At 43.4% G+C, this 13,283-nt stretch carries 10 protein-coding genes and 2 pseudogenes; 7 read left to right on the top strand and 5 right to left on the bottom strand.

Annotated features, from left to right (window positions below; genetic code table 11):
- The first annotated feature begins 5 nt into the window (after positions 1-5).
- A pseudogene (locus tag ACED59_RS08255) lies at positions 6-1,508 on the top strand (arylsulfatase).
- 131 nt (positions 1,509-1,639) lie between these two features.
- Here ACED59_RS08255 and ACED59_RS08250 read toward each other — a convergent pair.
- The gene (locus tag ACED59_RS08250; protein ID WP_017098735.1) at positions 1,640-2,125 is read right to left on the bottom strand and encodes an Lrp/AsnC family transcriptional regulator; all 486 of its coding nucleotides are present in this window, start codon (positions 2,123-2,125) and stop codon (positions 1,640-1,642) included.
- Between the two features lie 122 nt (positions 2,126-2,247).
- Here ACED59_RS08250 and ACED59_RS08245 point away from each other — a divergent pair, with 122 nt between their 5' ends.
- Positions 2,248-2,847 carry a LysE family translocator gene (locus ACED59_RS08245; RefSeq protein ID WP_012604451.1) on the top strand — a complete coding sequence of 200 codons (600 nt, stop codon included), beginning with the start codon at positions 2,248-2,250 and terminating at the stop codon, positions 2,845-2,847.
- 128 nt (positions 2,848-2,975) lie between these two features.
- On the opposite strand, the gene ahpF is transcribed toward ACED59_RS08245, so the two are convergent.
- The gene (ahpF, locus tag ACED59_RS08240) at positions 2,976-4,568 is read right to left on the bottom strand and encodes an alkyl hydroperoxide reductase subunit F (protein WP_017098736.1); all 1,593 of its coding nucleotides are present in this window, start codon (positions 4,566-4,568) and stop codon (positions 2,976-2,978) included.
- Between the two features lie 227 nt (positions 4,569-4,795).
- On the bottom strand, positions 4,796-5,353 hold the full coding sequence (ahpC, locus tag ACED59_RS08235) for an alkyl hydroperoxide reductase subunit C (RefSeq protein WP_004736364.1): 558 nt from the start codon (positions 5,351-5,353) through the stop codon (positions 4,796-4,798).
- Between the two features lie 483 nt (positions 5,354-5,836).
- On the opposite strand from ahpC, the gene ACED59_RS08230 reads away from it, so the two are divergent.
- Complete coding sequence (locus ACED59_RS08230; RefSeq protein ID WP_029223140.1) at positions 5,837-6,328, top strand: VOC family protein; 492 nt, start codon at positions 5,837-5,839, stop codon at positions 6,326-6,328.
- A 307-nt stretch (positions 6,329-6,635) separates the two neighbouring features.
- Complete coding sequence (locus ACED59_RS08225; protein ID WP_017096918.1) at positions 6,636-7,088, top strand: septal ring lytic transglycosylase RlpA family protein; 453 nt, start codon at positions 6,636-6,638, stop codon at positions 7,086-7,088.
- 108 nt (positions 7,089-7,196) lie between these two features.
- Here the strand turns inward: ACED59_RS08225 and ACED59_RS08220 are convergent, their stop codons facing one another.
- A complete protein-coding gene (locus tag ACED59_RS08220) occupies positions 7,197-7,748 on the bottom strand; it encodes a hypothetical protein (protein ID WP_017096917.1) in 552 nt (183 codons plus the stop codon).
- A 269-nt stretch (positions 7,749-8,017) separates the two neighbouring features.
- On the opposite strand from ACED59_RS08220, the pseudogene ACED59_RS08215 reads away from it, so the two are divergent.
- Positions 8,018-8,137, top strand: a pseudogene (locus tag ACED59_RS08215) (manganese-dependent inorganic pyrophosphatase); the annotation flags it as partial.
- Between the two features lie 411 nt (positions 8,138-8,548).
- Here the strand turns inward: ACED59_RS08215 and ACED59_RS08210 are convergent.
- Positions 8,549-9,820: a triacylglycerol lipase gene (locus tag ACED59_RS08210; protein WP_017096916.1), complete on the bottom strand. Its 1,272-nt coding sequence runs from the start codon at positions 9,818-9,820 to the stop codon at positions 8,549-8,551.
- An 840-nt stretch (positions 9,821-10,660) separates the two neighbouring features.
- Here ACED59_RS08210 and ACED59_RS08205 point away from each other — a divergent pair.
- Positions 10,661-12,757: a protein-disulfide reductase DsbD gene (locus tag ACED59_RS08205; protein WP_017096915.1), complete on the top strand. Its 2,097-nt coding sequence runs from the start codon at positions 10,661-10,663 to the stop codon at positions 12,755-12,757.
- On the top strand, positions 12,754-13,281 hold the full coding sequence (locus ACED59_RS08200) for a protein disulfide oxidoreductase (protein WP_017096914.1): 528 nt from the start codon (positions 12,754-12,756) through the stop codon (positions 13,279-13,281). The genes ACED59_RS08205 and ACED59_RS08200 overlap by 4 nt, the downstream gene beginning before the upstream one ends.
- The last annotated feature ends 2 nt before the right edge of the window (positions 13,282-13,283 follow it).

Genomic DNA, 13,283 nt, shown 5'->3' with positions numbered 1-13,283 from the left:
ATTCTATGAAAAGGATTTTCCACCTTGTTGTGATGAGTGTGTTGAGTAGCTTTTCGCTATCGGCATGGTCAGCACAAGAGCAACCGAATATTTTTGTTATCTTCACGGATGATATTGGGATCTCAAATCTGAGTGCTTATCACAATGGTGTGATGAGTAGTGAAACACCGAACATCGACAGTATTGCTGAAAAGGGCATGCTACTGACGGATTATTACGCTCAGCCTTCTTGTACGGCGGGTCGTTCTGCATTCTTAACGGGTCAACTTCCTGTGCGAACAGGCATGCACTCAGTCGGGTTGCCAGGTGGCCCTGTTGGTTTAAGTGCCGACACACCAACGCTTCCTGAAATCCTTAAAACCATGGGTTATGTGACTGGACAGTTTGGTAAAAACCACCTTGGTGACCGAGATGAATTCCTACCGACAATGCACGGTTTTGATGAGTATTGGGGTTGGTTGTATCACTTGAATGCAATGGAATACACAGAAGATCCAGATTGGCCAAAAGATGGCTCTTTGGATGCCTTTGCACCTCGTAATGTTATTTACGCAAGATCAGACGGTAAAGGTGGTCAAACGATCGAAGACGATGGTGCATTGTCGATCGAGCGTATGCGTACACTCGATGACGAAGTGAATAAACACGCGATCAACTTCATTGAAAGGGCGGTTGAAGCGGATAAGCCCTTCTTCACTTGGTACTGTCCATCACGTGGTCACGTTTAGACGCACCTGTCACCTGAATACGAAGCGATGCTCGGCCAAAACGGTTGGGGACTTCAAGAAGTGGTCATGAAAGATCTTGATGATCACGTCGGCGAGATGATGGCGAAAATGGAAGAACTCGGTATTGCCGACAACACCATCATCATATTCACTGCCGATAACGGCCCTGAGATCATGACTTGGCCAGATGGCGGTATGACACCTTATCACGGTGAGAAAGGCACAACTTGGGAAGGTGGCGTAAGAGCCCCTGCACTGGTTAGCTGGCCGGGTAAAATCCCAGCGGGTACTGTAGGCAATGGCATCTTTGATGGTATGGATTGGTTACCCACTCTTGTCGCTGCGGCTGGTGGTCCAACGGATCTAAAAGAAAAACTGCTGAAAGGTCACGATGGCTTTAAAGCGCACCTTGATGGTTACAACCAAGTGGATATGCTGACTGAGAAAGGTGAGTCAAACCGTAAAGAGATCTACTACTACGAACGAGACAAGCTGCAAGCGGTTCGTGTTGGTGATTGGAAGGCGCACTTTGTGGTCCAAAACCATGGCTGGAGTGGTCCGAAAGAAGAGCTAAACGCACCATTGCTGTTTAACTTACGTCGTGACCCATACGAGCGAGCGGCAGAAGAGTCGGGCATGTACTTGAAATGGATGGGGCAGAAAATGTGGGCATTTGGTCCTGCTCAAGCTGCTGTTCAACAACATCTAGCAACCTTCCAAGAGTGGCCCCCAGTGACACCAGATTTACCAGCTGAGAAAACAGGTGGTGTAGGTAATTAATACGCACTTGTAAAAACTAAGTGCCCGGTTAACAAACCGTTGACTGGGCATTTTTTGTTTGGTCTATCAATCTTTTCTTTGAGTAAAAATAAGCCCGAGTTAATAGAGTTTTGAGTAGATGGTAGCCCAAGCTAATCCCCAAGAGGCAACTTATAGCTGTTTTTCAACTCCTTAACCGAGATATTAGACTTAATCGCACTCACGCCTTTTACTCGTCTGATCGAGCTAATACGCTCAAAGTACTCTTCTAAATCTTTCGCTAGCACTTGAATCATATAGTCGGCGCCGCCTGCAATACAGTGACACATAGGAATCCAATCGGTTACTTCGACAAACTCTTCAAACGGTTCTGTGTTTTCTACTTCATGGTTACCTAAGGTCACAAGAGTAAAACCAGCCACATGAAAACCAAGCTTTTTGCGGTTTAGCTTCGCGGCGTAACCATCGATGTAACCCGTCTCTTCCATGCGTTTCCAACGGCGCCAGCACGGGGTTTCGCTGAGGTTCACTTTCTCTGCGAGCTTACTGTTGCTCATGCGTCCGTCTTGTTGGATATGTTCTAAGATGGCGATATCTGTGTCATCTAACACTTCTTTGGTGGATTCTTTCTGTTTCATGGCTATTTTAGAAAAGTCTTGCTCAAATTTAGATTAATATTAGCCTATATAGCAATTTAATTCCTAGTCGAATCTGTAAACTCTCTCCCTATAAATACTTTACTTATTAGGAGTGAGAGGAAATGAGCTCTCAATTAATGCTGGCGTTCTTGCTATTTTCAACATCAATTGCAATTACACCTGGGGCAGGCAATATCGCATTACTTGGGATTTCAAGTCGTTATGGATTTGCTGCGACTTTACCTTTTATCTCTGGGAACGCTGTTGGCATCATCATCGTACTGGCAGGATCCAGTGTCGGATTGGTGAGTCTATTTACCCTTTACCCAGATCTTTATAACATTTTGAAATACGCGGGTGCGGCTTACTTGCTGTTTATGGCGTGGTCGATTGCGAACATGCAAATCGAAGAAAGCACGACTGATAATCGCTCGGGCTTTATGTCAGGCGTGTTAGTGCAGGTGTTGAACCCTAAAGGTTGGATTGCTTCATTAACCGTGTTTTCGCAATTCATTACTCCGAATGCAGATTACTTGATTCAAGTCGTGACCATTATCGCGGGTATGGTTATTACCGGTGTGCCGTGCATGTTGGTGTGGGCGTATTGCGGCACCATGCTGAAAAAATTACTGCAATCACCAAAACAGATGATGTTTGTGAACCGTTGCTTGGGTGGAAGCTTAGCGATGGTGGTTGCCTTTATGCTTTATCAACCGGCATAAATCACAAAGAAAAAACCACTCCTAAATCCATAGGAGTGGTGTCTAAATGTCGACTAAGTCGTTAACAGTAAAGAAATAAGTTAACAAATATTTAAGGAACTTGAGCTAAAAGCTTTTAAGTTTGAAGCTTAAGCCGTTTCAGCCTCTTTAACTGGAGCTGAGTTACGGATTAGGTGGTCAAATGCACCTAAGCTTGCTTTTGCACCTTCACCCATTGCAATGATGATCTGTTTGTAAGGTACGGTTGTTACGTCACCCGCTGCGAATACACCTTTCATTGATGTTGCGCCATGAGCGTTAATTTCAATTTCACCGCGTGGTGAAAGCTCTACCTTCGAACCCTTCAACCATTCGCTGTTTGGCATCAGGCCGATTTGAACAAAGATACCTGCTAGTTCAATCTGTTTAAGTTCATCGGTGTTGCGGTCTTTGTATTCCAGACCGGTTACGCGGTTGCCATCACCAATCACTTGCGTTGTTTGCGCCATCTTGATGATTTCGATGTTTGGTGTTGCGTTCGCTTTGTCGATAAGCACTTGGTCGGCACGCAGTGTGTCTGCAAATTCAAGTACGGTTACGTGTTCAACGATACCCGCTAAATCAATTGCCGCTTCGATGCCTGAGTTACCACCACCGATAACCGCTGTTTTCTTACCTTTGAATAAAGGACCGTCACAGTGTGGGCAGTAAGCTACACCTTTATTGCGGTACTCTTGCTCTCCCGGAACGTTCATTTCACGCCAGCGAGCACCGGTACTTGTGATAACCGTGCGAGCTCGTAGTGTTGCGCCGCTCTCTAGCTCTACGTGGATGTAACCGTCTTCAGTGTTTTCTGCCGCAATGATGTTTGCAGCGCGCTGCTCAGTCATCACTTCAACACCGTACTCTTTTACGTGCTCTTCAAGGCTTGCCACTAATTTAGGGCCAGTTGTCGCTTTCACTGAGATAAAGTTCTCAATCGCCATCGTATCCATCACTTGGCCACCGAATCGGTCAGCAACCACACCAGTGCGAATGCCTTTACGTGCAGCATAGATAGCGGCTGAAGAACCTGCAGGGCCACCGCCGACAACCAATACATCAAACGGTGCTTGTTGGTTTAGGTTTGCTGCTTTCTTTTCTGCTGCGCCTGAATCGACTTTGTTAAGGATTTCAGCCAGTGACATACGGCCTTGACCAAATAGCTCACCGTTAATAAACACGCTTGGTACTGCCATGATGTCGCGAGACTTCACTTCGTCTTGGAATGCTGCGCCATCAATCATTGTTGTCTTAACTAGAGGGTTAATCGCCGACATCATGTTGAAGGCTTGAACCACTTCTGGACAGTTTTGGCATGAGAGCGAGATAAAAATCTCTACATTAAGCTCTTGATCGAGTTCTTTAATTTGCTCGATTACGTCCGCTTCAAGCTTGATAGGGTGACCACCACTATGAAGCAGTGCAAGTACCAGTGATGTGAATTCGTGACCCATTGGTAAACCGGCGAAACCGATCGCAGTGCCTTTCTCTTGGTTTACGACCTGCATGATAGGGCGGCGAGTGCTTGCGTTATCATCACGAATTACTTCAATTTTGTCGGTGAGAGAGGCGATATCATTCGCCAGATCTTGAAGTTTGTTCGCGGTATCGCTGCTATCAAGGCTCAGTACTAACTGAACATTGGTTTTTAGGTTTTCTAGGTATGCTTTTAGCTGCTGCTTCATTGCTTGATCTAACATAATCGTGCCTGCTCTTAAATTCTGTGTCTTGGTATTGACCAATACCTTCTTGCTGAAAAAGGGAAATAAAAAGGGGGCGCAAGTCGGCAAATACTGTGGTGTTGATGTTTTGAAAGGGTGGCGCGCGACTGCCCTTTAGGAGGGGGGCCGAAGCGCGCCTGTAGAACCGTTTAACTGTTCTGTTTTACTCGTTCTTTCTTGGCTATTCTTGTTTAGCTAGGCTTAGATTAAATCTTGCCTACTAGGTCTAGAGATGGCGCTAGAGTCTCTTCGCCTTCTTTCCATTTAGCTGGGCAAACTTCACCTGGGTGAGCGGCTACGTATTGTGCTGCTTTAACCTTGCGTAGTAGGTCTTCAGCGTCACGGCCGATGCCTTCAGCTGTGATTTCCATTGCTTGGATAACGCCTTCAGGGTCGATTAGGAACGTTGCACGGTCTGCAAGGCCTTGACCTTCACGCATAACGTTGAAGTTGTTTGTGATGTTGCCTGTTTGGTCGCCGACCATGAAGTATTCGATAGTGCCGATTTTGTCAGAAGTATCGTGCCATGCTTTGTGAGAGAAGTGCGTGTCAGTTGATACTGAGAAAACTTCTACGCCGCGAGATTGAAGCTCTGCGTATTTGTCTTGTAGGTCAACTAGCTCAGTTGGACATACAAACGTGAAGTCTGCTGGGTAGAAGAAGAATACAGCCCACTTGCCTTTAACGTCTTGCTCAGTGATTTCTACGAATTCGCCGTTTTTGAATGCTGTTGCGTTGAATGGTTTGATTTCTGTGTTGATCATGATTCGACTCTCTTTCTAATTTGTAGTGTTTAACGCTATCCCGCGTCGATGGAGCTATATTGCATTCGCACCGAAAATTAGTGAAATCGGACATTTCTATAGATTCAATAGGCAAATCCTATCTTCGTAAGAAGATCGCTATCGACAAAAACTATCGATAAAAGTTATCAAACTAGGGCTACGTTCTATTTGGGTAGCTATGCTCTTTAGGCTGTTCTCTATTTCGGCTTATCTCTATTCACGTAAGCCTCTATGTATCTATGTATCTATGTATCTAAGTAGGCAAGTAGGCAAGGGCAGGCGTGGCTTCTTTAAGCGAGCTGGGATTTGATGCTAAATCTGTAAATAACAAAAAATTGTCATTAATATAATTAATGATAATTTCAGTTAATCGTTACATCTCCATATACTCTCTCCATCGAAACGAAACATCGAAGCCAGTCTTCGAAACGCACAGAATTAAAAACGAATTTGGAGTAAGTTATGAAAATGAATCACGTAGGCATCATGGTGGGTGACATGGATCAAGCAGTCGAGTTTTACACGAAAGCGCTGGGTCTAAGAATCGTAATGAACAACACTAAAGTGATGGAAGAGCGCGAATCAGCAATCGGCCGTATGTGTATCGCTGTGTTCGGTGAAGGCTTTAAAGGCTTCAACATTGCACACCTAGTAACTTCTGATGGTATTGGTGTTGAGCTGTTCGAAATGAAAGATCGCCAAGAGCGTCACGAAGTTGATTTCTCTCGCCTAGGTATCTTCCACTTCTGTCTGCAACTTCCAAAAGAGCAGTTTCATTCAGCTATTAAGCGTGTTGAAGAGTATGGCGGTAAGGTTCGTATGGACATCATGCGTTACCACCCAGAAGACGAACTAAAACAAGCGCAAATGGTTTATCTAGAAGACCCGTTTGGCAACCTATTCGAATTCTACTCGCACACATACGAAGACACGTACGCGACTGATTACGAGTAATCGCGTTACCTGCCTGTCATAAGGTAGAAAACCGAAACACCCCCTAAAGAGGATTGGTAGAGATACCAATCCTTTTTTGTTTTTGGATGTTTGGTTGAGTGACTTATCTATATGAAGTGATTAAGAAAGGTACAGATTTAAGGCGTTGCTAAAGTTGACGTTTTGAAGATAAAACCTTTCATGAATATGACGGAAGAAAACGTAGTTTATGGAAATATTGCGGGCTCATACCGAATGGTAGCCTTGATTGAGCTGAGACTATACTCAGCTCAATATTGCTAACCAACAACAACGAAAATAGAGAAACATGCAGAGATTAGCGTTCCCAAATCACATGAAAAAACTACATATCATCTTTACCGCTCTTATTCTTATGATATTAGCTGGATGCACCTCAACGTCGGCTGTCGGCAGTTCTAAAACAAAGGACTATGCCAAGTCACATGCTCTTGTGGGTAAAGCTTCTTGGTATGGCGATAAATTCCATGGAAAACTCACAGCAAGTGGTGAGACATACAACATGAATGCCTACACAGCGGCTCATAAAACCTTGCCCTTTGGGACGATCGTGAGAGTGACCAATACAGACAATGGCAAGTCGGTCGATGTGAAAATTAACGATCGAGGCCCTTACGTAAAAGGCCGAGTGATCGACCTTTCTCACAAGGCATTTGCACAAATAGGTAACGTTAAGCAAGGCACTGTGCCTGTCAAAATTGAGATTGTTGATGACAGCAATACCTTTAGGTATAAGCACTAACCAACTTCAAGTATTCCTTTGAATTGTCAACCACTACTATAAACGGTACTAAGAGCTAGGCCGGTACTGGTTAGTAATCAAAAGTGAAGTTGTATTCGTTAAACAGGCTCACATCTTACTAAACTTGTGAGACATAAAATGGCCTACGGTTAAGTTGGGAATATAGAATTGAGTCGCTCCGCCAGGTAAGCCTTGCGAATTACCTCTCATTTCAAGAGCTGTATTTCTTTTGGATTGTGAGCCTGTATCAATCCGGTCCATCCCTTTAAAACCGCCAAACCAAGCATAAACCGGAGATTTTAGTCTCATCTCCAATAAGTAATCCAATGAACTCCAGTTCTCTTTGATAACTGAGGTCAAACGTCCCCATTCTCTAAGAGATACGCCATTACGCTGCGCAATTTTTTTCTTTTGTTCTAGTCCTGCATCATGTTGGAAAGGGTCGGTTGGTGACCACCATGGTGAGAGTGTGGTCTCGTCTGTAATTTCACCTCGCCCTAAAGTTGGATAACCATTAAATTTATATATCGATGTCCCAGCTGGAAGGAGTTCTCTAGTGGGTTGGCCATATTGTAATTGAAAGGCATCTCTTACAAATGTTCCAGGGCCAGTTGGTATAGAGCCAACAATACTCCAGTCTAAATTATGATTTAGTATCACTTTAATACTCCTGCGCGATTCATTATAAATAATTGAATTTGCGAATCGAATAACTGTCTGAAAAATAGCTATTATTATTTGTTTGCAATATCATCACCAAGTATTACCCAGCAATATCACTCAGTGTTCATATATGTTCGGTTTCAATGCAATTGACAAGTGCGTTGGAGGCATGAGTTGATTCGCTATGTCTATATTTCCCCGTCGAAAATCTACATATAGGATGAGGATGATTAGGACTAAAAATAAGTGAACTTAGGTGAATTAAGGAGATTAAAAAATCGGCTTTCAATGCTGAACCAACAAGCGACATGCTGACTTTGGAGGGTGTCACTTCTCGTAAGCGCCAGATTGGCCCTGCGGTTCAAAAGGCAATTGAGAGCTTGTAAGCAGAAAGAGAGTTTGGGAAAGGGATTGGTAGAGAACCCCCCCTTTTTTTGATAAACTAATTAACTTGGACTTAAGGACTAAATTCACCAGTGTTTTCGTTGGCAAAATACTAATACCCGCATTGTATAAATATGGTAAAAAGTAGAGTTTGGTTGTTTATATGAAGTGTATAAATAAAAATTTCTTTTTATTTGAGTAGAAATGCATTTTCTGTTGTCCAAAACACACAATGTTTCTACCTAAAGGATTTTATTCTGTATGAGAAAACTAATAATAACTGCTCTTTGTCTTTATATATCTGGCTGTGCAACCAACGGTGCTGTCTGCATTCCTACAGGAGTTAGTATTTACTGTGGTAGTGGTGTCTAAATAAACAATATCAATAGTGGACAACCAATAGTCAATTAATCTTAAAAATTATTTCCATTAGAATTATAGCCTTGTTCGGCTCTCAACCAAAACTCAGAAAGATCTTCAAACAAGTCGTCGTTGTCTAAGATGCTTAAATGGTTTTCATCGTAACCAAGAATTTGGTCGGCGTTTAATTGAGCTGGACGCGAAAGCTGGCTTGATAGGTCAATTACGCCATCATTACTGTTGGTATTAAATAACTCCCCTGAATTGTATCCAAACGCTAAAAAGTGCGGGGTATGGTTTTTAGTCTTACTACCAAATAACTCGGCGATAAATTTTCCGTCTGGATTTAAATCTACCCAGGCTGGCATCACGATAGGGGAGTATTCAACTCCTTGCTTGGCGGATGCCACACCCCCAAACGGGGAAGATATGGTGGTGATGCTGCTGACAAAATTGCACAACTGCCCGATTTGGCACTGACGAACACTGTTTGCCACGATCAGCCCGCCCATGCTGTGTGCCACCACGTGTAATTGTTGGATCTTGTATTCCGTCACTATGGTATGCAGCAGGTTATTTAAGCCTTTCGAGCTTAAAACCAGAGATAAGCCAGAAGGGTAGTTGAATACCCATATTTGGTATTTAGATTGATCGATTTTTTCGATTAATGGAGCAAAATCTAAAGCGGTCGCATTGATACCATGTACAAATAGGATAGGGATTTTAGTTGGGTCGTATTCCGACAAAAAGTAGAGTCCAGCATTGCCTTCAAAAAAGAATGTTACTGGCTGCCACATGCCGAGCTTAGCGTTTTCTCGCTTAAAGGGCGGATCCGTTAAACTCACAACAGTGCCTATATCGACAAGATCCAATTCCACTTTCAGTAAAGAGGACAGTGAGTGATTAACAAAGGCTCTGGGCGCTTTGTTTTCGTCAATGGCGAGTGAAATTCTTACTGTAGAATTGTCTTGGTGATCGTGCAGATTAACGACACTGAATGGTTCGTCAGCTTGTAGGGTTAAATCTTGGTTTTTATCATCAAAGACAAGTAGGTAGTGTATTTTTCTAGATAGCTGCAATTGAATACTGTCGCTATCTATTATGCCGTCGTAGCCATCAACTTCGCTTTTATTGATATCTTTTATCTGTTGAATAACGACGGCTGAGCCCGACGCTGGTTCGGTCAAAATGATTTGGTACTGGTCGGTATAGGCATCAATTGCGTCTATCTCATGAGATAGATTTCTAAAATTACTGCACCCTGATAGCACTGAACTGAGTAACAATGCTGAACTGAAAAATATTGCAGTAAGTAATCGCCTCATTCTAATTTAATCCCCATATCAACAAGCTTCGTCATTCAATCAATAATTTTTATACATAAACAAACAGCATGAGTTTAATACTAGCAAGAAAACAGAGAGTTAGGTCATACGTTGTTCTTGAGCATGTATTGTCTTGGTCCGAGTTTACTTAGTTCACGCTGCTCGACCGCGGTATGGCTGATGTCGATTGTCTTTTCGATACTGATTGTCTTTCCGACCCTGATTGTTGGTATATGATTTTTACGATTCTCAATCGCTTTGATTCATGAAAATTATCGACATTAAGAAAAAAATTGAACTTTATTATTTTAGTTAAGTCGTATTGCTACGTTTACCATAACAAGACATCTGCAGTTTAGATATGATCTCAAGTCGAAACACACATCAGCTAACTCGTAGCGCACTATTATTAGTGGGTTGGGTTATCTGTTTCTGTCTCGCCAGTAATATGAGTTTTATCCAAGGCTGCAAAGTAAATTATGACAACAGTGATTCTGCTATTTCTACTGCCGTGCAGGCAAACAAGATTAGCGATGGTGGCGTTTTTATTGATGGGGCATCTCAATCCCAAGACGGCCAATCCGTCCAAAAATGTGAGTTATCAGAACATCTGATAAATTTTGATCACCACCAAGTCAATGATCAAGCAATATTCACGTACTTCATACTCGTTGTCGTCGTATTGTGGCTGCTAAGTACTGTCCCGTATTTCCCTCCCTTCACTGAGCCAATCCTCCACAAAGGTAGGCGCATCCATCTCAAGGTCTGTGTCTTTAAAGAATAAGAATAAGAGCGTTTAACTAACACTCATATTATTCATTTTTTAAGGAAAAATTAGACATGCCTAAAAGCAAAATGTCATTGCGCTTTGTTGTGCTTTGGCTATTCGTTGCGCTGTGTTCAACATTCACTGTGAACGCAAGTGCGAGCGAATCGATGACTCCTGTTACAACGGGTTGGATGCAAGACAAGTTACATCCGTATGTAGAAACGCGTTTTGTCATGACAGGACAAATTAATAAAGAAGATAAAACCGCGGCGGGTTATCTGGAAGTGAACCTTTCTGATGAATGGAAAACTTACTGGAGAAGTCCTGGCGAAGGAGGCATTGCGCCCAAAATTAAATGGGCCGACTCTAAGAACGTTTCGCAACTGCAATGGTTTTGGAAGTTTCCTCAACGCTTCAACTTGCTCGGCATAGATACGCTGGGCTACAAGCACAACATCATCTTTCCGATGAATCTTCATATTGATGATATGAACAAACCTGTTGAGCTCCATGCAGTGCTGACGATGTCTTCATGCACCACCATATGTATTCTCACGGATTTTGACATCAACTTGGTGTTTAACCCAAGTGAGATGACCGTGAATAACGACGCGATGCTTGTCTACGCAAAAGCAATGAGCGAAGTGCCGAAAGACTCACCGCTTGTAGAGGGCACATCTACGATTTGGGATGCTCACAAGTCGCAACTTCAAGTTATTGCTACACATCAAATTGGTTGGACTGCACCCGATATAATCGTGGATGGTGATTCAGATGAAATGCAAGATGCTGAATTTGGTATTCCTCACATTGAAATTGAAGGTAACCAAGCCATTGCGACTTATGACGTAAGCAGCTGGATGGGCACACCCGATCTCAACAACCAACACATTCGTGTAAGCATCAAAGACAAAGACTTCATCACAGAATACCCAGCCACCGTTACCAACGGCATAGTGGGTAATAGCTCTATGATAAGTATGGTGCTTTTGGCGCTATTAGGAGGGTTGATTCTCAATATCATGCCCTGTGTATTCCCTGTACTTGGAATGAAACTGAGTGGGGTTATTTCTGCTCAAGGCATGGCAAGAAAACAGGTTAGGTTCCAATTCCTTGCATCTGCGAGTGGCATCCTCGCATCCTTCTGGTTAATCGCCACTTTCTTGGCTGTGTTAAAAATATCAGGCAGCGTTATCGGTTGGGGAATTCAGTTCCAAAATGGTTGGTTTATCGGTGGGATGTTTATCGTCACAGCCCTTTTCAGCGCCAACATGTTAGGGCTTTTCGAGATCCGTCTTTCATCGAATACAAGTACGTGGATGGCAACCAAGGGAGACAGTAGTTACGTCGGACACTTTACTCAAGGCATGTTCGCAACGCTATTGGCTACGCCATGTTCTGCTCCATTTCTTGGGACAGCCGTTGCATTTGCTCTTGCCACGACTATCCCGACGATGTTTGGTATTTTCACCGCACTTGCCGTTGGTATGGCACTTCCATGGATCATCGTTGCTGCATTCCCATCGATAGCTTTGGCGCTGCCTAAACCAGGAGCATGGATGAACCGTGTTAAATACCTGTTCGGCGGAATGATGCTAATCACTAGCGTTTGGCTCTTTAGCTTGCTTCGACCTCATGTCCCTCAATTGTGGCTATACGCAATACTGGCGGTCAGTGTTTGCCTATTGCTTGTCAGGTTGGTTCAAGTGCATGGAATCAAGACTGCGGGTGCTGTTGCCTTGCTGCTGTTGAGTGTTATCTCTGCCTCGTTATTTGTCGAGAAGGCAACATCCAAAATTCTGCCACCAGAACCTGAGTGGGAAGCTTTGTCGACCGTAGCCATTGATGATCATGTTGCTAACGACAAAGTAGTTTTCGTTGATGTTACCGCTGATTGGTGCGTGACTTGTAAAGCAAACAAGATCGGGGTTCTCTTACAAGATCCTGTTTACAGCGTATTGACTGAAGGTGATGTAGTGCCGATGGAGGGCGATTGGACAGTCCCAAGTGATAGTGTCACGTCATACCTACAAGATCACAACCGTTTCGGTGTTCCGTTCAACATGGTTTATGGCCCTAACGCTCCGGAAGGTATTGAGCTTCCTGTCATCTTAACCAGTGATGCGGTGATGGAAGCCATTGAGAAAGCAAAAGGTGGTGACGAATGATGAGAAAAAAAGCTAAGGCAAAACCTCAGTCCAAAAAGCAGAAGTTGAGATCGGCATTACTGTATACCTTGTTCGCATTGGTCGTGGTCTTTGGTGTTGATTATTGGCGTACAAAAGACGTTCCAATGCAGAACGTTCCGCCAATGGTTGGGATGTCGTTATCCGGTAAACCGATAGATGTAATAGAGATGAGTAAGAAAGAGCCGGTATTAGTTTATTTTTGGACGACATGGTGCGTCGCCTGCAAATTTGTGACGCCAGTGGTTGATTGGTTTTCATCGAGCTATCCCGTCGTTGGTGTATCACTGACTTCGGGTAAAGATGAAAGAGTTCAACGCTATATGAATGCTAAAGGGTATAGCTACGACAACATTAATGACACTCAAGGTAAAATTACACGCGATTGGGGAATCTCCTTAACGCCAACACTCATTGTTATTAATGATGGAAAAGTAACAAGTGTTACTTCAGGAATTACTACGCCAATAGGTATCGCAGCCCGACTTTGGTTAGCTAAGTATTAATG

Origin of the sequence: Vibrio sp. FF266, from assembly GCF_041439695.1 — a bacterium.
GTDB classification, from domain to species: Bacteria; Pseudomonadota; Gammaproteobacteria; order Enterobacterales; family Vibrionaceae; genus Vibrio; species Vibrio tasmaniensis_A.
This window is presented reverse-complemented; position numbering and strand designations above follow the sequence as displayed.